Origin of the sequence: Mesorhizobium sp. B263B2A (assembly GCF_020165775.1) — a bacterium.
In the GTDB taxonomy this organism is placed as follows: domain Bacteria; phylum Pseudomonadota; class Alphaproteobacteria; order Rhizobiales; family Rhizobiaceae; genus Mesorhizobium; species Mesorhizobium opportunistum.
Window position 1 is genome coordinate 77,574 of record NZ_JAIUIU010000015.1, and the last position, 18,707, is coordinate 96,280.

Below are 18,707 nucleotides of genomic sequence, written 5' to 3' on the forward strand. Positions count from 1 at the left end.
AGGCTGTCTAGAGTGGGACTTTTTGGCATGACCGAGAGATATAACGCGCGCCTTGCGCTTTTGGCGCCGCTTGTCGCATCGGGCCTCGCTTTGTCCGGCTGCATGGGGTCTCCGACCTATGGAACCGACAAGACTGCCGCCGAACAGCTGGCCGGCGATCTTACCGGCGCCGTTTCCTTCGCGCCGAAGCGCAAGGACCCGATCGACTACAAGCCGCGCCCGACGCTGGTGAAGCCGGCACCTGGCCAGAAGGAAGCGCTGCCGGCGCCGCAGAACAGCATCCAGACGGCGAGCGCCGAATGGCCTGAATCGCCCGAGCAGCGCCGCGCCCGCTTGCGCGCCGACGCCACGGCACACCAGGATGATCCGAACTATCAGTCGGAGATCGTTGACGACGTGCAGACCGATCCCGAGGCGATCAAGAAGGCTATGGCCGAATCAGGCTCCAGCCACCCGCCGGCTTGGACGCCCGCGGATTCCGACAAGGGCCGCGCCGCCGAGATCCAGCGCCGCCTTGCCGAAGGCAAGCAGGGCAATCCCAACACCCGCAAATATCTGAGCGAGCCGCCACTGGCCTACCGTGTCGCGTCCGATCAAGCGCCGCAGAACGAACTCGGCGAGGACGAGTACAAGAAGGAACGCCGCCTGAAGAAAGAGGCGGAAGGCAAGAAGGGCGGCTGGTTCGACTGGCTGCCGTCCCTGTAACAGCCGGCTGCGTCGATTGTGGACGGGCACGGCGCCCGGTTCAGTCGCGACGTTCCCTGAAAAATCCCTTGAGCAGCAGGCCCGCTTCGGTCTCGGCCATCCCCGGGTAGATGTCGGGCGCATGGTGGCAGGTCGGTGAGGCGAAGAAGCGCACGCCGTTGACCACCGCGCCGCCCTTTTCGTCGGCGGCGCCGAAATAGAGACGGCGCAGCCTGGCGAAGGAAATGGCGCCGGCGCACATGGCGCAGGGTTCCAGCGTCACATAGAGATCGTGGCCGGTAAGCCGCTCGGTCGCCAGTTTGCCGCAGGCCTCGCGGATCGCCAGCATCTCGGCATGCGCCGTAGGGTCGGCAAGCTCGCGGGTGCGGTTGCCGGCACTGGCGACGACGGTGCCGCCGCTGGCGATGACGGCGCCGACCGGCACTTCGCCGCGCAAGGCGGCTGCTTCGGCCTCTTTCAGCGCCACGGCCATGAAATCCGGCCGCTTCACGCGGTTTCCATTCCCATTGTGTCCTCGCCGCTCCAGGCTTTTGGTTTTCGTTTGTCTTTCCGGAAAAACCGGTCTCCACTTTTCCCTGACAAACTCTGATGATCCTGTTATTGAGCGCATAACCTCGAAAATCGGACTCGATTTTCGGAAATGATCATGCGCCAAATCAAAAGTGCTACAGCGTTCGTTGCGCGCCCGAAAGGATGCGCCACGCTGTAGCAGCGCAAACGGACAAAGGCCACATGGACGACAACGACAAGAAATCTCCGCGCCAAAAAGGCCCGGGCAAGAAACCCGCAGGCCCGCGTGGCGGTGGCAAGCCGTCCTTCGGCGCCAAGAAACCCTACGCGCCGCGCGGCGATCGTCCGATGGCCGCCGAGGGCGAGCGGCCGAAGCGCAACTTCAAGAGCGGCGACAAGCCGTTCAGCAAGGGGCCGCGCCCCGAAGGCAAGCCCTATGAGAAGCGCGAAGGTCCGCGCAAGCCTTACGCGCCGCGCGGCGATCGTCCGATGGCGGCCGAAGGCGAGCGCAAGCCCTACGAGAAGCGCGAAGGTCCGCGCAAGCCCTACGCCCCGCGTGGCGATCGCCCTGTGGCGGCCGAAGGCGAGCGCAAGCCCTACGAGAAGCGCGAAGGTCCGCGCAAACCCTACGCCCCGCGTGGCGATCGCCCTGTGGCGGCCGAAGGTGAGCGCAGGCACTATGAGAAGCGCGAAGGTCCGCGCAAGCCTTACGCGCCACGCGGCGACCGTCCGGCTGCTTCTGCGGAAGGTGGCGAAAGGCGCTTCGACCGTCCCAAGCGCGATTTCGGCGACCGTCCCAAGCGCGATTTCAACGATCGTCCCAAGCGCGACTTCGGCGATCGTCCGCAAGGCGCATCCGGCGGCTTCAAACCCCGCCCGCGTCCCGCCGAGGCAGATGAAGAAGCCGGTGAACGGATCGCCAAGCGCCTGGCGCGTGCCGGTCTTGCCTCGCGTCGCGATGCCGAGGACCTGATCGCCGCCGGCCGCGTCAAGGTCAATGGCCGGGTGCTGGCCTCGCCGGCCTTCAATGTGATGCCCGGTGACATCATCCATCTCGACGGCATGGAAATCCCGCCGATCGAGCGCACGCGCCTGTTCCTGTTCCACAAGCCGGCCGGCGTCGTCACCACCAACCGTGATCCGGAAGGCCGCAAGACCGTCTTCGACGTGCTGCCGGCCGAATTGCCGCGGCTGATGACCATCGGCCGGCTCGACATCAACACCGAGGGCCTGCTGCTGCTGACCAATGATGGCGGCCTGTCGCGCGTGCTCGAACTGCCGGCCACCGGCTGGCTGCGCCGCTACCGCGTGCGCGTCCATGGCAAGGTCGAGGAAAGCGCGCTTGCCGGCCTGCGCGAGGGCATTGCCGTCGACGGCGTCTTTTATGGCGCGATCGAAGCCAGCCTCGACCGCGAGCAGGGCTCCAATGCCTGGCTGACGATCGGGCTTCGCGAAGGCAAGAACCGCGAGGTCAAGAACATCCTCGGCGCTCTCGGCCTCGACGTGACGCGGCTGATCCGCATCTCCTACGGGCCTTTCCAGCTTGAGGATCTTCCGGAAGGTCACGTGCTGGAGATCAAGGGCCGCGTGCTACGCGACCAGCTCGGCGAGCGCCTGGTCGAGGAATCCGGCGCCAATTTCGACGCCGAGATCACAAAGCCGTTCTCCAACAAGCCGGTGCGGCGCACCGAACCGCGCCAGGAAGAAGCCGAGCGGCCGAAAATTATGCGCGAGGGCGACCACCGGCCGATCGGCGAGGGCGGTCTGATCAAGAACCGCAAGCGCCGCGAAGGCAGCCGCGACGAGGCGCTGGGCAAGCTGTCGACCAGCCCCGACAGAGGCGAGAGACCGGAAAAGAGTTTTGGCGAACGCGGTCCGAGGCCCGAACGCGGCGGCTTTGGCGACAAGCCGCGCGGCAATTTTGGCGACAAGCCGCGCGGTGGCTTCGGTGACAAGCCTCGTGGCGGTTTTGGCGGCAAGAAGCCCGAGCGCGAGCAGCGGCCGATCGAGCCGCCCGGCCAGCGCAAGGCCAATGTCTGGATGGCGCCGGGTGCCCGACCGATCGGCAAGGGCAGGGCGGAAGCCGACGCTGCCAAGGCAGCCGAAGCCAAGGCGCGCAAGGCGTCGTTCAAGCCGTCCTATGGCAAACCGGGCGGCGCAAAACCGTTCGGCAAGCCGCGTGGCGAGCGTCCTGGCGGCGCCGGTGGCGGTGAGCGGCCGCGCGGCGCCCCCAAGGGGCCCAGGACGAAATGAGACCCGGACTTAAATGAGAATCGTTGGCGGTGAGTTTCGCGGGCGTCCGCTGGCGACGCCCCGCAGCAGTGCCATCCGTCCGACGACCGACCGCACCCGCGAGGCCGTCTTCAACGTGCTGGCGCATCGCTTTGGCGAGCAGTTGGACGGCGCGCGCGTGCTCGACCTGTTTGCCGGCACCGGCGCGCTTGGCCTGGAAGCGCTGTCGCGGGGGGCATCCTATGGCGTGTTCATCGAGGAATCGGCCGAAGGCCGCGGCCTGATCCGCGACAATGTCGAGGCATTCGGCCTGACCGGCCGCACCAAGATCTTCCGCCGCGACGCAACCGCCCTTGGCGAGGCCGGCACGCTGGCCCCGTTCGGCCTCGTCTTCGCCGATCCGCCCTACGGCAAGGGCCTTGGCGAGCGCGCCCTGCACTCGGCCAAGGCCGGCGGCTGGCTGCGGCCCGGCGCACTTTGCGTCGTCGAGGAAACGGCGGCGGTTCCCTTCGAGCCAGGCGCCGGCTTTTCCGTGCTCGACGAGCGCAACTACGGCGAGACCATCATCCGCTTCATCGAGGCTGGCTGACACGCTTGCGTTCAGCGGCCTCTTTGCCGCCGCCTTTGCCGGCAACAACAATTCGCTTTGCTTGTCGCCAGCACCTTGCCTATCGTCCTGTCCAAGCAATTCCAGGAAAAGTGTGAAGCGGTTTTCCCACGGGAATTGCGTCAAAACGAAGAGAAAACCGGAGCCATTGATGACACCCAGGGTTGAATGGCTGCGGGCAGCGCTGCTGGCGACGTCGCTGGCTTTTGTCATGACCGGCCCGGTGCCGGCCGCCAGTCCCGTATTGCCAGATACCGTGCCGGCCGAGTTCAAGGTGACGGATTTCCTGCTCGACAACGGCATGGAAGTGGTCGTCATTCCCGATCACCGCGCGCCCATCGTCACCCACATGGTATGGTACAAGATCGGCAGCGCCGACGAGCCGCCGGGCAAATCCGGCATCGCCCACTTCTTCGAGCACCTGATGTTCAAGGCGACGACCCATCACGCGGCCGGCGAGTTCGACCGTGCCGTCTCCGATATCGGCGGCTCCAACAACGCCTTCACCTCCTATGACTACACCGCTTTCCACGAGACGGTGGCGCCCTCGGCGCTCGAACAGATGATGAGCTTCGAGGCCGACCGCATGCGCAACCTCATCCTCACCGACGACGTCATCAAGACCGAGCGCGATGTCATCCTCGAGGAGCGCCGCTCGCGCATCGACAACAATCCGCAGGCGGTGCTCGACGAGGAAGTCGATGCGACGCTCTGGCAGAACCAGCCCTACCGCATTCCGGTGATCGGCTGGATGCAGGAGATGGAGCAGCTCAACCGCACCGATGCCACCGCCTTCTATGACAAGTATTACAGGCCCAACAACGCCGTGCTGATCGTCGCCGGCGATGTCGAGCCCGACGCGGTGCGGGCGCTGGCCGAAAAGACCTACGGCAAGGTGGCGCGCGGGCCGGACCTGCCGCCGCGCGTGCGCCCGGTCGAACCGGAGCAGAATACCAAGCGCACCGTCACGCTTTCCGACGCTCGCGTCAGCGTGCCCAGTTTTTCGACGCAATGGGTGGTGCCGTCCTACCACACCGCCAAGCCGGGCGAGGCCGAAGCGCTCGATCTGCTTGCCGAGATCCTCGGTGGCGGCAACCGCAGCCGGCTCTACCAGGCGCTGGTGGTCAAGCAGGGCATCGCCTCCAACGCCGGCGCGTATTTCCAGGGCACCATGCTCGACGACACCAATTTCACCGTCTACGGCTCGCCGCGCGGCGACGCCAGGCTCGCCGACATCGAAGCCGCTGTCGATGCGGAGGTGGCGCGTATCGCCAGCGGCGGCGTCACGCCGGGAGAACTCGAAAAGGCCAAGGACCGCTATGTCAGGTCTATGGTCTTTGCCCGCGACAAGCAGGATTCCATGGCCGAAATCTATGGCTCGACATTGGCCACCGGCGGCAATGTGCAGGATGTCCAGCAATGGCCCGACCGCATCCGCAAGGCCACCGCGGACGAGGTCAAGGCCGTCGCCGCGCGCTATCTGGTGCTGGCCCATTCGACCACCGGCTATCTCTTGCCGCAACAACAGGCGGGGAATTGATGATGAAGCGGTCGATGCACATACACGAGGCCGTGAACGCGCCTTCCCTTCTCCCCTTGTGGGAGAAGGTGGATCGGCGCGCAGCGCCGAGACGGATGAGGGGGGCGCGACAGAGTGCCGTCCTTGCCAAGCTGGAGCACCCCTCATCCGACCGAGCTTCGCTCGGCCACCTTCTCCCGCAAGGGGAGAAGGGAAGACCGCGCGTGGCCACCACGCTCGCAACTTTCGTCCTCTCCCTCCTCTTCCTGGTCCTGCCGGCACTTGCCGCCCGCGCCATGGAGATCCAGTCCGTCACCTCCTCGAAGGGCGTCACCGCCTGGCTGGTGGAGGACTATTCCGTGCCGGTGGTCAGCGTTCGTTTCGTCTTCGGCGGTGGCTCGACGCAGGACCCGCCAGGCAAGGAAGGGCTGGCCAACCTGATGACCGGCCTGTTCGACGAGGGCGCCGGCCCGCTCGATTCGGAAGCCTTCCAGATCAGGCTCGACGATGCCGGCGCCGAGATGGGCTTTGAGGAGAACCGCGACGGCATCTACGGCTCGATGCGCATGCTGGCCGAACAGCGCGACGAGGCCTTCGACCTGCTGCGGCTGGCGGTCAACGAGCCGCGCTTCGACCAGGCGCCGATCGACCGCATCCGTGCCCAAATCCTGTCCGGCATCATCGCCAACGAGAATGACCCCGACACGGTCGCGCAGAACCGATGGGCCCGCGCCATCTATGGCGACCACCCCTATTCGCGCTCCGACCAGGGCACCAGGCAGAGCATCGCCGCCATCACGCAGGAAGATCTCAACGCGCTGCACAAGGCGGTGTTCGCACGCGGCGGCCTGCATGTCGCCGTGGTCGGCGCCATCGATGCCGGGACGTTGAAGAAGAAGCTGGACATGGTGTTCGGCAACCTGCCTGAGAAACAGGCGCTCGCCCCCGTCGCCGATATCGAGCCGAAGCTGGCGCAGCATCTGGAGGTCAATTACGACCTGCCGCAGACCTCGCTGCAGCTCGCCTGGCCCGGCGTGAAGCGCAAGGCGGCGGATTTCTTCCCGGCCGTGCTGATGAATGAGATCCTCGGCGGCGGCACCTTCACCTCGCGCCTGTTCCAGGAGGTGCGTGAAAAGCGCGGGCTGGCCTACAGCGTCGATTCCTCGCTGGTCAACCAGGACCACGCCAACGCGCTGATCGTCACCACCGGCACGCGATCGGACCGCGCGGCCGAGACGCTCGGCATCGTGCGCGCCGTCGCCAAGCGGTTGGCGGAAGACGGCCCGACCGAGGCTGAACTGGCGGCAACCAAGAAATATTTGATCGGCGCCTACGCCATCAGCAATCTGAACTCCTCGAGTTCCATCGCCGCGACGCTGGTCGAGCTGCAACTCGACGATCTCGGCATCGACTACATGCAGCGGCGCGCCGGCTACATCAACGCGGTGACGCTCGACCAGGTCAAGGCGGCGGCGAAGAAGCTGCTGTCGGCCGAGCCGACCATCATGGTCGTCGGGCCCCCGCTGGCCGGGGCCGGCAAGGGATGAGCCCGACTTTTGGAATAGCGTTCGGCGGTGGCGGCGCACGAGGCCTGGCGCATATCCATGTCATCGAGGCGCTGGACGAGCTCGGCATCCGGCCGGTGGCGATCGCCGGCTCGTCGATCGGTGCCATCATGGGCGCCGGCATGGCCGCCGGCATGACCGGCAAGGACATCCACGACTACGCCCGCTCGGTCCTCGGCCGGCGCGCCGAGGTGGCAAGCCGCATGTGGCGAGCCCGGCCGGGCACGATCGCCGAAGCCATGCAGAACGGCATCCGCGTCAGCCAGTTCAATGTCGAGCGCATCCTCAAGGCCTTCCTGCCCGAGGCCATTCCCGAAACATTCGCCGAGCTGAAGATCCCGCTGAAGGTGACGGCGACCGACTATTTCGGCCACAAGCTCGCCGTCTTCAACGACGGCGAGCTGCATTCGGCACTTGCCGCCTCGGCCGCCATCCCCGCCGTGTTCCGCCCGGTGATGCGCGACGGCCGCCTGCTGATCGACGGCGGCATCTACAATCCCGTGCCGTTCGACCTGATCGAGAACGATGCCGACATCATCATCGGCGTCGACGTGGTCGGCGCGCCGGAAGAAGCCGACCGCAAGCACCCCACCTCCGTCGATCTGATGTTCGGTGCCACGCAGTTGATGATGCAATCGATCACCGCCAACAAGCTGAGACAAACCCAGCCCGATATCCTGGTCCGCCCGACAGTGTCGAAATACCGCGTGCTCGATTTCCTGAAGATCGACGCCCTGATGAACGAGACGGTGGCGATCAAGGATCAGCTGAAGCGGGAGGTGGAGAGGGTGGTGGAGGCGCGGAATGGCGTCGCCGCCAAGGGGAGGCGGGGGAAGAAAGCCGGGTAAGGACGGTGCGACGCCGGCAATTGGTCGCCAAGGTCGACTGCTGTTGTCATCCAGGCATGGAAGCCCATAACGACTTCGCCGCCACCGGCACATACTCAAGCGCTACAACCCCGTTGCTGAATGGCGTTGCGGAGATCAACTCAAGCGGCACTTGTTCACCAGGCGGGAACAGCTTCTTGCCCTGGCCGACGGCGCCGGGATAGCTGAGCAGCCTGACGCGGTCGACCAGACCGTGACGCAGCAGTTCCTGTGCGATGCTCAGGCTGCCATGCACATAGATGTTGCCGCCGCTGCCTTCCTTCAGGGCTCGCACCGCCACCGGCAGTGGCCCCTTGAGCAGTTCGGCCGGTTTCCAGTCGAGCGCCTTCAAGGTGCTGGAAGCGACATACTTCGGCAGCGCGTTGAACCGGTCGGCGAAGTCCCCGGTTTCATCAGGCCACGAGCCGGCAAAGATCTCATAGGTCGTGCGCCCCAGAAGCATGGCGCCGCTGTCGGCCAGTTCGTCCTCCTTGAACCTGTTCATCTCATCGTTCCAAGTGATGCTTGGCAGCTTCTCGACCTCGGCGATGCCATCGACGCTGATGAATTCGGTGACGATAAGTTTTCTCATGGCGTCCTCCTTCTTTGCTCAAAGGACGAACCGGGCGGGCCCTTTGCGACTGCCCCCGTGAAAAAATCTGGAGCGGTTTGTCGGAGAGGGTAATTTCTCTGGCCTAGACTAAGCTTCCAAGATCGAATTTTGGTGCTACATCTCGGCGGATATCCCCAAAATTACAGGAAGATCATGGGATTCGGGGTCTTCATCCACCGGTCGGATTCGATCTACGACGACAGCCCCGCTGAGCGATATCAGTTCCCCAGCCAGTATCTGCGTCGTGTGGAAGCATGCGTTGGTGACTGGATCATCTACTACGAACCAAGCAAAGTGGATGATACCCGCGGCTATTTCGCCATGGCCAAAGTCCAGCAGGTTATTCCCGATCCCGCTGCGCCTGGTATGTATCTCGCTTTGATTGAGCCAGGATCATACCTCGATTTTGCCAATCCTGTTCCATTTAATGGGACAGACGGTCTCGCTGAGCGGGGTCTGCTTAACGACCAAGGACGGATTTCCGGCCGCGCTCAATCTGCCGTCCGGCCAATCAGTCCAAGCGATTTCAACCGTATTGTCGATCTTGGCCTTGATGCCCGTGAGTTGCTGCTGCCACGCGTGGATGAGACCGGCATTTCCTCCGGGTTTGAGGACGAGGGGGCCGCATTCCAGTTCGACCAGAGTCGTGATCGTGTGAGCTACATCGGATCGCGAATCGTGCGGGACCGTATTTTCCGCCGCATCGTCTTGCGCGCCTATGACGAGCGCTGTGCGATCACGGGACTGAAGCTGATAAATGGAGGCGGTCGAGCAGAGGTTTCTGCCGCCCATATTCGACCTGTCGAAAAGAATGGACCAGATATCGTCAGCAATGGGATCGCGCTATCCGGTACCGCGCATTGGATGTTCGATCGAGGACTAATCAGCCTATCGGATGATCTGGAAATCCTGATATCGAGGCAGGTTAACGACCTGGCAAGCGTGCAGACGTTCATAAACAGGACTCGCCGCGCGATTTCGCCCCGCCGACAGCTCGAACGCCCGCATCCGCATTTCCTGCAATGGCACCGCGAGCACTGTTTCAAGCAGTGAGGTGACGCTTGGCTTCCAGCTTGGGATTGGCGGACCTAAGGGCGCCCCCTCAGTCCTTCGCGCGCTCCACATACGCGCCATCCGCCGTCATCACCACCACGCGGGTGCCGGGCGCGATGTGCGGCGGCACGGTGGTGCGGACGCCGTTGGAGAGCACGGCGGGCTTGTAGGAGGACGATGCCGTCTGGCCCTTGGTGGTCGGTTCGGTCTCGACCACTTCGAAGGTGGCGCGCTGCGGCAGCACAAGGGAAATCGCGATGCCGTTGAACTGCGAAACCTGCACCGGCATGCCTTCCTGCAGATAGGGCGCGGCGTCGCCGACCACGGCTTCCGACACCGCCACCTGGTCGTAGGTTTCCGGGTTCATGAAGTGATAGCCTTCGCCGTCGGCGTAGAGGAAGGTGTGCTCACGCTCCTCGACATAGGCGCGCTCCACCTGCTCGGTGGTGCGGTAGCGCTCCGAGACCTTCACCCCGTCGCCGATGCGGCGCATGTCGAGCTGCGTCACCGGCGTGCCCTTGCCTGGGTGGATGTTTTCGGCAAAGAGGATCACATAAAGCTTGCCGTCCTTTTCGACGACATTGCCTTTGCGGAGCGAACTGGCGATGACTTTCACCACGGTTTTTTATCCTGCGAGAGTTGATGGGCGTTTGCCGGCTTCTGCGGCGCTGGATGGGGGCCTAGCGCATCTCGGCGCGAACCGCCAGCCCCCAGTGCAAACTGACACGCCCGCAGCCCGGCGATGACCGCCGCTTCGCCCTGGTGGACGCCTGACGTTCACGCCGACCGTCGCCCGCGCCTGATGCTGCGCAACGGCCTGACCACCGCCTTGCGTGACTGGTTCGCGGCCCAGGATTTCATCGAGGTGGAAACGGCGGCGCTGCAGGTCTCGCCCGGCAACGAGGCCCATCTGGCGGCTTTCGCCACGGAGGTGGTCGGGCCCGATGGCGCCCGGTCGCCGCTTTATTTGCACACCTCGCCCGAATTCGCCTGCAAGAAGCTGCTTGCCGCCGGCGAACAGCGCATTTTCAGCCTGGGTTCGGTTTACCGCAACCGCGAGCGCGGTCCCTTGCACCATCCCGAATTCACCATGCTCGAATGGTACCGGGTGGGCGAGACCTATGAGAGCCTGATGCGCGACTGCGCCGATCTGCTGGCGCTGGCCGCGACCAGGGCAGGGGCCACGCGCTTTTCCTTCAGGGACCGCGATTGCGATCCGTTCGCCGAGCCTAAGCGGCTGACGGTGGCGGATGCCTTCACCCACTATTCCGGCATCGATCTCCTGGCCACGGTCGCCGCCGACGGGAGCACGGACCGCGAGGGGCTTTACGCCGCCTTGATCAAGGCCGGCCTGCGCACGGCGCCCGACGACAGCTGGGCCGACCTGTTCAGCCGCGTCATGGTGGAAAAGATCGAGCCCAATCTGGGCATCGGCCGCGCGACCATCCTGTGCGAATACCCGGTCGCCGAGGCTGCACTTGCCCGGCCGAGCCCCGGGGATGCCCGCGTCGCCGAGCGCTTCGAGCTCTATTGCTGCGGGGTCGAGCTTGCCAACGGCTTTGGCGAACTGACCGACCCGGCCGAGCAGCGCCGGCGCTTCATCCTCGAAATGGACGAGAAGGAGCGCATCTATGGCGAGCGATACCCGCTGGACGAGGATTTTCTCGCCGCCCTTGCCATCATGCCGCAGGCCAGCGGCATCGCGCTCGGCTTCGACCGGCTGGCGATGCTGGCGACCGGCGCGCGGAAGATCGAGGATGTGATCTGGACGCCGGTCGTCGGCTCGTGAGTCCAGGCTCGCTCCACCTCAATGCGCGAAAACCTGCTCCAGCGAGCGGAAACCCTTGAATTCCAAGGCATTGCCTGAGGGATCGCGAATGAACAGCGTCGCCTGTTCGCCGGGCTCGCCCTTGAAGCGCACCATCGGCCGTTCCAGCCAGTCGATGTCGTCGCGCGCTTCCAGCCGTGCCGCCAGGCGTTGCCAGTCGTCCATCAGCAGCACGGCGCCGAAATGCGGGATCGGCACCAAAATGCCATCAACCTTGCCGTCGCTGGCGGATGGTGTGGCTTGTGGCCGCAAATGCGCCGACATCTGGTGGCCGAAGAGATCGAAATCGACCCAGGTCGTCGACGAGCGGCCGATCGCGCAGCCCAGCACCTCGCCATAGAAAATGCGGGTTTCATCGAGATCACGGACCGGAAAGGCGAGATGGAAAGGCGTCATCGAACATGCTCCGTGCAGGCTGCGGGCTGCGTTTTTGCTTCACTCGGTTCCGGAAGGAAGCCGTGAAGCTGCATTTTGATAGAGGCCTGTGCCATTGCACAAGCCGGACCGGAACAATAGATGGGTGGGCAGCGGCCAGACGCTGGCCGCAACAGCAGGAATCACAGGCATGGCCGACATAACAGACGCTGCAAGACTGACCGATCGCGTTGCGGCGCTGGTCGAGGCTGCCAAAAAGGCCGGTGCCGATGCCGCCGACGCGGTGGCCGTGCGCGGCCGCTCCACCGGCGTGTCGGTTCGGCTCGGCAAGGTCGAGGCCACCGAGGCTTCCGAGAGCGAGGATGTCGCGCTGCGCGTCTTCGTCGGCCAGAAGGTCGCCAGCGTTTCGGCGACCGCCGCGTCCGACCCGAAAGCGCTCGCCGAGCGCGCCGTGGCGATGGCGAAAGTGTCGCCGGAGGATCCCTATCAGGGCCTTGCCGATCCGGCGCTGCTTGCCAAGCGGACGCCCGATCTCGACCTGTTCGACGCCACCGAAGTGTCGGCCGACCAGTTGAAGGAGGCGGCATTGGCGGCGGAAGCGGCGGCCCTTGCCGTCAAAGGCGTCACCAATTCGTCCGGCAGCAGCGCCGGTGCCGGCATGGGCGGCCTTGTGCTGGCCACCTCGCACGGCTTTCTCGGCCATTATGTCGTCTCGCGCTTTTCGCGCTCGGCCAGCGTCATTGCCGGCGAGGGCACCGGCATGGAGCGTGACTATGAATTCTCCTCGCGCCTGCATTTTAGCGATCTCGATGCGTCCGAAGATATCGGCCGCAAGGCCGGCGAACGCGCCGTGCGCCGCATCGGCGCGCGCAAGGCGGCGACCGGGCCGGTCGACGTGGTGTTCGACCCGCGCGTCGCCCGCGGCATCGCCGGCCATCTTGCCGGCGCCATCAACGGCGCCTCCGTCGCGCGCAAAACCTCGTTCCTGCGCGACATGATGGGCAAGCAGGTCGCCGCTGCCGCCATCACCGTCACCGACGAGCCGCTGCGGCGGCGTGGCCAGGCGTCGCGTCCATTCGACGGCGAAGGCATCGAGGGCGAAAAGCTCTTGATGGTCGAAAAGGGCGTCCTCAACCACTGGTTCCTGTCGACGTCCGCCGCGCGTGAGCTTGGTCTCGTCACCAACGGGCGTGGATCGCGCAGCGGCTCCTCCGTCTCCCCATCCTCCACCAATCTAGCCATCGAGCCGGGCGAACGTTCGCCGCAGGACATGATCAAGTCGCTCAAGAGCGGCTTCTACGTCACCGAAGTGTTCGGCCAGGGCGTCGACATGATCACCGGCGAATACAGCCGCGGCGCCTCCGGCTTCTGGATCGAGAATGGCGCGCTGGCCTATCCGGTCGCCGAAGTCACCATCGCCTCCAATCTGAAGACCATGTTCCTGAACATGGTGCCGGCTGATGACCTCGACCGCAATTTCGGCACGGCGGCCCCCACGCTTCTGATCGAAGGCATGACCCTTGCCGGAGCATGAGCTGATCTCGACCGACGCTACGGAAGACCTGCCGCTGCTGCGCGACGCCGCCCGCGAGGCTGGGGTCATCGCTATGCGCTACTTCGGCCAAAGCCCGCAGGTCTGGATGAAGGGCGGCACTTCGCCGGTGAGCGAAGCCGATCACGCCGCCGATGCCTATCTGCGCCAGACGCTGCTGGCGGCGCGGCCGGATTACGGTTGGCTGTCGGAAGAGACCGTCGATGATCCGGCCCGGCTTTTGGCGCGCCGCACCTTCGTCGTCGACCCGATCGATGGCACGCGCGGCTTCCTGGAGGGCCAGCGCACCTGGTGCGTCAGCGTCGCCGTCGTCGAAAATGGCCGCACGCTCGCCGGCGTGCTCGAATGCCCGGCGTTGAACGAGACCTATTGGGCGCTGCCCGGCCAGGGCGCCTTCCGCAACGGCAAGCGCATCGCGGTGCGCCAGCCCGGCGAGAAGGCCGAGATTTCAGGGTTGAAGCAGCTCATCGACCTGATGCCGGCCGGCTGGCAGAAGCGGCTGACGCGGGCGCCCTACAGCCCTTCGCTCGCCTACCGCGTGGCGATGATCGCCAACGGCACGCTCGACGGCACCTTCGTCAAGCCGAACGCGCATGACTGGGACATTGCCGCCGCCGACCTCATCCTGCGCGAGGCCGGTGGCCAGTTGCTCGACCCGCATGGCCGTGCGCCGCTCTATGCCGGCGAGGTGACCCGCCACGGCGCGCTCGCCGCCGGCAGCGGCGACCTGCTGGCGGTGCTGGTCGACGTCATCGCCGGGCTGGACGCGTGAAAGCGTTTTCGAAGGTTCCAAAGTCGACGGCTTTGGTCTAGACCTGTCACAAACTCACAATATGTGAAGGACCGACATGGCCGCGGAAGACGGAAAGAAACAGCTTTTGCATCTGGTGTTCGGCGGCGAACTGAAGAAGCTTGGCGGCACCGAGTTCCGCGACCTCGACGGGCTCGACATCGTCGGCATCTATCCCGACTATCAATCCGCGCACACGGCGTGGAAAGCCAAGGCGCAAGCCAGCGTGGACAATGCCCATATGCGTTATTTCGTCGTTCATCTGCACCGTCTCCTGGACCCCGACAGCAAGGCTGCCGGTTGACCTCGATGGAGCATGACCTGGCGAAAGGGCCAGCCGGCGATGCCGCGCCCACGGGCAGGGGAGGCAGCCGCACGACCAAGACCTTCTGGCGCAAGATCCGCGAACCCCTCGCGCAGTCGCGATTCGTCAAGAACGCCATTGCCAGCCTGCTGGCGCAATTCGTGCGCCTGGTGCGCCTGACCAGCCCGCTGGTCGCCGGATCGGCGCGCTTTTCGGGAGGCGCCTACGCCGAGTTCGAGCCCGGCATCATCGCCCTGTGGCACGGCCAGCATCTCCTGACGCCGGCCTATTATCCCAAGCGCAAGCCGCTGGTCGCCATGGTGTCGCGCAGTGCCGATGCCGAGCTCAACGCGCTGATGCTGGAGAAATTCGGCATCGAGGCTGTGCGCGGCTCGGGCGGCCGCGAGAATGCCAGGCATCTCGACAAGGGCGGGGCCAAGGCGCTCATCGCCCTGAAAAAGTCGCTCACGGCCGGCAAGAACGTCGCCATGATCGCAGACATTCCCCACGGCACGCCGCGCGACGCGGGGCTCGGTATCGTCCTCCTGGCGCGCCTCTCGGGCCGGCCGCTGCTGCCAGTCGCCATCGCCACCAGCCGCCGCAAGGTGCTGGAGAAGAGCTGGGACAAGACCACCATCAACCTGCCGTTCGGCCGTTCCGCGGTGACCATCGGCACGCCGATCTTCGTGCCGGCCGACGCCGACGAAGCCGAAATGGAGCGCAAGCGCCAGGAAGTGACGGTCGCGCTCAACGCCGCCACCACCGAGGCCTACCGTCTCGTGGATGGCCCGCGATGAGCGGTCGCTGGGCGCGCGCCATGCTGACGGCATACCGGTTCGCCGGTGCCGCCGCCTATCCGCTGGTCGGACCCTATGTCGCCTGGCGCACCTCGCGCGGCAAGGAGGACCGCAACCGCCGCCGCGAGCGCTACGGCGTCGCCGGCCGCCCGCGCCCCGAAGGGCCGGTGATCTGGATCCATGCCGCGAGCGTCGGCGAGACCATCGCCGTCGTGCCGCTGGTCGAGAGCATTCTCGATTATGGCGTCAACATCGTGCTGACCACCGGCACTGTGACATCGGCCCAGGTCGCCGACGAGCGGCTCGGCGACCGCATCATCCACCAATATGTGCCGCTCGACCTGAAGCCGGCGGTCAGCCGATTCCTCGATCACTGGCGGCCGGACCTGGCGATCATCGCCGAATCCGAGATCTGGCCGATGACCATCCTCGAGCTCGGCGCCCGCCACGTGCCGCAGGTGCTGGTCAACGGCCGGCTGTCCGACCGCTCGTTCACCTCGTGGAAGAAGCGGGCCAACATCGCCGAGGCGCTGTTCGAGAACCTCGCCCATGTCGTCGCCCAATCCGATGTCGACGGCGAGCGTTTTCGCGCGCTTGGCGCCCGGCCGGTCACGGTGTCGGGCAACCTCAAGGTCGACACCAACCCGCCGCCGGTCGACGATCGGGCGCTGGGCACCTTGCAGCGGCAGATCGGCAGCCGCCCGACCTGGGCGGCGATCTCGACCCATGATGGCGAGGAGGTGGTCGCCGCGGAAGTCCACGCGACACTGCACAAGCGTCACCACGGCTTGCTGACGATCGTCGTTCCGCGCCATCCCGATCGTGCCGAAGCCCTTGCCGCGCAGATTTCCGGCATGGGTCTGAAGGTCGCGCGGCGCAGCAAGGGCGATCGCATCGGGCCCGACACCGATATCCTGCTCGGCGACACGATCGGCGAGATGGGGCTCTATCTCAGGCTGACCGAGATTGCTTTCGTCGGCCGCTCGCTGACCTCCGAGGGCGGGCAGAACCCGCTTGAACCGGCCATGCTCGATACGGCGGTTCTGGCCGGCCGCAATGTGCAGAATTTTCGCGAGGCCTATCAGCGCCTGATCGACAGCGGCGGCGCCAAGCTGGTGCGCGACCGCGACATGCTGGCCGGTGCCGTCAACTTCCTTTTGACCAACGAAGTGGCGCGCCACGAAATGATGGCGGCGGGCATAGCGACCGTCGACGAGATGCGCGGCGCTCTGGCGCGCACGCTGAAATCGCTTGAACCCTATATCCAGCCCTTGGTCGTCAAGTCGCGCCTGAAGGGCGCCAACGGGCGTTAACGTGGCGTCCGAAGCACCACCATTCTGGTGGGAAGAGCCGGACTGGAAAGTTCTGGCACTGTCGCCGCTGTCGGCCGTCTATGCGCTCGTCGCCGGCCGCGGCATGCGGCGCGCGCGGCGCGAGAAGATCGAGGCGCCGGTCCTGTGCATCGGCAATTTCACCGTCGGCGGCACCGGCAAGACGCCGGTGGCCATCGCGCTCGCCCAACAGGCCAAGCGCATGCAGCTCAAGCCCGGCTTCCTGTCGCGCGGCCATGGCGGCTCTTTCGCCGAGCCGCATGTCGTCGATAGCCATCACGACAGCGCCAGGCATGTCGGCGACGAGCCGCTGCTGCTCGCCGAACATGCGCCAGTTGCGGTGACGCCGAACCGCGCCGCCGGCGCCCGGCTGTTGCTGGAAAGGCACGGCTGCGACTTCCTGATCATGGATGACGGATTTCAGAGCGCGCGCATCCATATCGACTACGCGCTGGTCGTGGTCGATGCCCGCTACGGCATCGGCAATGGCCGCGTCATCCCGGGCGGCCCGCTCCGGGCCAAAATCGTCGACCAGCTGGTCTTCACCAGCGGGCTCTTGAAGATGGGCGAGGGCAACGCCGCCGACCCCGTGGTGCGTCAGGCCGCGCGTGCCGGCCGGCCGATCTTCGAGGCCCACACCGAGCCAAGCAGCAAGGCAGGGCTCGCCGGCAAGCGGTTCCTGGCCTTCGCCGGCATCGGCCATCCCGAGAAATTCTTCGACACCATTCGGGAGGCCGGCGGCGAGGTGGCTCTTTCGCGGCCCTTCCCGGACCATCATTTCTACGCCGAGGACGAGCTGGCCGAGCTGGCGATGACGGCGCGCACCGAAGGCCTCGCCCTCATCACCACGGCCAAGGATGCCGCCCGACTGCGCCACGGCGCCCCGCAGGACTTCCTCGACCGTCTCGACGTGCTGGAAATCGACACGGTGTTCGAACTCGACCATGTGCCTGAGCGCATCATCGAGGAAACGCTCGATGCCTGGCGGCAGCGCAAGCTGAAGGGCTAAGCAATTCCAGGAAAAGTGTGAACGGTTTTCCGTCCGGAATTGCGTCAAAACAAAGAGTTAGAGCGATTCGCCGTTTCCATGAAACGGTGAAACGCTCTAGCTGCGCTTGCGCAGCTCCGGATGCACTTCGATTTCGCGGCGCAGCGAAGCGGTGGCGCTTGCGTAAGGCTCCTGCCTGGCGACGCTCCAGTATTTCAGCTCATCCAACGGGATGCTTTCCCCGGTCACGGCACAGCGCACGAACGAGCCGGGGCTGGTGACCTGGAAATCGCCATCGAGGTAGCGGATGCGGGCTTCCTTGCCGCCCGGGCCTTCAAAACGGTTCATCATGCGCTGGTGCCGAATGTCATGGAGATTTCATCGCCACAAATCTGCGGCCGGGTCAAGCATGCGACAAGCCTCAGACAATGCTGAGGCGCTACGACAGGTGTGAAAAGCGCTTTTGTTGGGGGCACGATGGATATTTCTTCCGCCCGCCTGGCTTCCTTGCTCAAGGAAGCGATGACGCCGCAACCCGTGCCGTTGGCGAAAGCCGATCCGGTCAGGGCGGCTTTGGTCAGGGAATTGGTCCAGCCCGCCACACCCTCCCTGTTCGCTCAACGGACGGCGCCGGCGCTGCTGGCGATGCCTGCCGCGCCGATGGCCGTCAGATCGCAGCAGATTGCTTCGACCGGTATTGTCGAGGCCTATCAGGCGCAGCTCGAGACGAGGGACGAGGCGGTGCTGGCAACGGTCGCGGCGAGAAAGGCAACGCCCGAAGCCGAAACGCAGCGCGGCTTCGTGCCGCCTTCGGCAACAGCCAACGACAACGCTCCCGCCAGGGCTGCTGGCTTGTCCCTGCTGTCGTTCATCCCGCCGCCGGCTCCGGTTCCACGCGGCAGTGCCGCTCCGGATACACCGGCAGGACGGCACAGACCGGCCAATCAATCCCACGGTGCGGCGCCGAACCCCGAACGCCTGCTGATGAAGATCGGCTTTGTTTCGATCATGACCGGCCTGTTGGCAACCATGATCTTCGGGTTCGTCCTGCTGTTGATTCGCTGAAATCCGG

The 18,707-nt window shown here is 65.3% G+C and carries 20 protein-coding genes; 15 read left to right on the plus strand and 5 right to left on the minus strand.

Features of this window, described 5'->3' with window-relative positions:
• The first annotated feature begins 27 nt into the window (after nt 1-27).
• A complete protein-coding gene (locus LB568_RS22135) occupies nt 28-705 on the plus strand; it encodes a hypothetical protein (RefSeq protein WP_013896125.1) in 678 nt (225 codons plus the stop codon).
• A gap of 40 nt (nt 706-745) precedes the next feature.
• Here LB568_RS22135 and LB568_RS22140 read toward each other — a convergent pair whose 3' ends face one another.
• Nucleotides 746-1,195 carry a nucleoside deaminase gene (locus LB568_RS22140; RefSeq protein WP_013896124.1) on the minus strand — a complete coding sequence of 150 codons (450 nt, stop codon included), beginning with the start codon at nt 1,193-1,195 and terminating at the stop codon, nt 746-748.
• A 242-nt stretch (nt 1,196-1,437) separates the two neighbouring features.
• Between LB568_RS22140 and LB568_RS22145 the strand changes: the two genes are divergently transcribed.
• The 5 genes from LB568_RS22145 to LB568_RS22165 all read left to right on the plus strand — a co-directional run bounded on the left by LB568_RS22145 (nt 1,438) and on the right by LB568_RS22165 (nt 7,986).
• On the plus strand, nt 1,438-3,468 hold the full coding sequence (locus tag LB568_RS22145) for a pseudouridine synthase (RefSeq protein ID WP_224731204.1): 2,031 nt from the start codon (nt 1,438-1,440) through the stop codon (nt 3,466-3,468).
• A gap of 13 nt (nt 3,469-3,481) precedes the next feature.
• Entirely contained in the window at nt 3,482-4,036 is a 555-nt protein-coding gene (gene rsmD, locus LB568_RS22150) for a 16S rRNA (guanine(966)-N(2))-methyltransferase RsmD (protein ID WP_224731205.1), read from the plus strand.
• 169 nt (nt 4,037-4,205) lie between these two features.
• A complete protein-coding gene (locus LB568_RS22155; protein WP_224731206.1) occupies nt 4,206-5,594 on the plus strand; it encodes a M16 family metallopeptidase in 1,389 nt (462 codons plus the stop codon).
• 203 nt (nt 5,595-5,797) lie between these two features.
• Nucleotides 5,798-7,120, plus strand: a complete 1,323-nt coding sequence (locus LB568_RS22160) for a M16 family metallopeptidase (protein WP_224731207.1) — start codon at nt 5,798-5,800, stop codon at nt 7,118-7,120.
• The gene (locus tag LB568_RS22165) at nt 7,117-7,986 is read left to right on the plus strand and encodes a patatin-like phospholipase family protein (RefSeq protein ID WP_224731208.1); all 870 of its coding nucleotides are present in this window, start codon (nt 7,117-7,119) and stop codon (nt 7,984-7,986) included. Before LB568_RS22160 ends, LB568_RS22165 begins: the two co-directional genes overlap by 4 nt.
• Before the next feature lie 46 nt (nt 7,987-8,032).
• Here the strand turns inward: LB568_RS22165 and LB568_RS22170 are convergent, their stop codons facing one another.
• Nucleotides 8,033-8,596 carry a dihydrofolate reductase family protein gene (locus LB568_RS22170; protein WP_224731209.1) on the minus strand — a complete coding sequence of 188 codons (564 nt, stop codon included), beginning with the start codon at nt 8,594-8,596 and terminating at the stop codon, nt 8,033-8,035.
• A 174-nt stretch (nt 8,597-8,770) separates the two neighbouring features.
• Between LB568_RS22170 and LB568_RS22175 the strand changes: the two genes are divergently transcribed.
• A complete protein-coding gene (locus LB568_RS22175) occupies nt 8,771-9,670 on the plus strand; it encodes an HNH endonuclease (RefSeq protein WP_224731210.1) in 900 nt (299 codons plus the stop codon).
• A gap of 49 nt (nt 9,671-9,719) precedes the next feature.
• Here the strand turns inward: LB568_RS22175 and efp are convergent, their stop codons facing one another.
• The gene (gene efp, locus LB568_RS22180) at nt 9,720-10,286 is read right to left on the minus strand and encodes an elongation factor P (protein ID WP_023766508.1); all 567 of its coding nucleotides are present in this window, start codon (nt 10,284-10,286) and stop codon (nt 9,720-9,722) included.
• A 126-nt stretch (nt 10,287-10,412) separates the two neighbouring features.
• On the opposite strand from efp, the gene epmA reads away from it, so the two are divergent.
• Nucleotides 10,413-11,459, plus strand: coding sequence for an EF-P lysine aminoacylase EpmA (gene epmA, locus LB568_RS22185; RefSeq protein ID WP_224731211.1), 1,047 nt, complete (start codon nt 10,413-10,415; stop codon nt 11,457-11,459).
• 18 nt (nt 11,460-11,477) lie between these two features.
• Here the strand turns inward: epmA and LB568_RS22190 are convergent, their stop codons facing one another.
• Nucleotides 11,478-11,894 carry a VOC family protein gene (locus tag LB568_RS22190; protein WP_140571581.1) on the minus strand — a complete coding sequence of 139 codons (417 nt, stop codon included), beginning with the start codon at nt 11,892-11,894 and terminating at the stop codon, nt 11,478-11,480.
• 169 nt (nt 11,895-12,063) lie between these two features.
• Here LB568_RS22190 and LB568_RS22195 point away from each other — a divergent pair, with 169 nt between their 5' ends.
• From LB568_RS22195 to lpxK, 6 genes are all read left to right on the plus strand, one after another.
• On the plus strand, nt 12,064-13,407 hold the full coding sequence (locus LB568_RS22195) for a TldD/PmbA family protein (protein ID WP_224731212.1): 1,344 nt from the start codon (nt 12,064-12,066) through the stop codon (nt 13,405-13,407).
• A complete protein-coding gene (locus LB568_RS22200) occupies nt 13,394-14,197 on the plus strand; it encodes a 3'(2'),5'-bisphosphate nucleotidase CysQ (RefSeq protein ID WP_224731213.1) in 804 nt (267 codons plus the stop codon). The genes LB568_RS22195 and LB568_RS22200 overlap by 14 nt, the downstream gene beginning before the upstream one ends.
• Before the next feature lie 76 nt (nt 14,198-14,273).
• Nucleotides 14,274-14,519: a DUF4170 domain-containing protein gene (locus LB568_RS22205; RefSeq protein WP_013896111.1), complete on the plus strand. Its 246-nt coding sequence runs from the start codon at nt 14,274-14,276 to the stop codon at nt 14,517-14,519.
• 5 nt (nt 14,520-14,524) lie between these two features.
• Entirely contained in the window at nt 14,525-15,316 is a 792-nt protein-coding gene (locus tag LB568_RS22210) for a lysophospholipid acyltransferase family protein (protein ID WP_140571575.1), read from the plus strand.
• On the plus strand, nt 15,313-16,629 hold the full coding sequence (gene waaA / locus LB568_RS22215; protein WP_140571573.1) for a lipid IV(A) 3-deoxy-D-manno-octulosonic acid transferase: 1,317 nt from the start codon (nt 15,313-15,315) through the stop codon (nt 16,627-16,629). The genes LB568_RS22210 and waaA overlap by 4 nt, the downstream gene beginning before the upstream one ends.
• A gap of 1 nt (nt 16,630) precedes the next feature.
• Nucleotides 16,631-17,656, plus strand: coding sequence for a tetraacyldisaccharide 4'-kinase (lpxK, locus tag LB568_RS22220; protein WP_224731214.1), 1,026 nt, complete (start codon nt 16,631-16,633; stop codon nt 17,654-17,656).
• A gap of 96 nt (nt 17,657-17,752) precedes the next feature.
• On the opposite strand, the gene LB568_RS22225 is transcribed toward lpxK, so the two are convergent.
• Nucleotides 17,753-17,986: a DUF2093 domain-containing protein gene (locus LB568_RS22225; RefSeq protein WP_224731215.1), complete on the minus strand. Its 234-nt coding sequence runs from the start codon at nt 17,984-17,986 to the stop codon at nt 17,753-17,755.
• Nucleotides 17,987-18,112: 126 nt separating this feature from the next.
• Between LB568_RS22225 and LB568_RS22230 the strand changes: the two genes are divergently transcribed.
• Nucleotides 18,113-18,700, plus strand: coding sequence for a hypothetical protein (locus LB568_RS22230; RefSeq protein WP_224731216.1), 588 nt, complete (start codon nt 18,113-18,115; stop codon nt 18,698-18,700).
• Nucleotides 18,701-18,707: the final 7 nt, after the last annotated feature.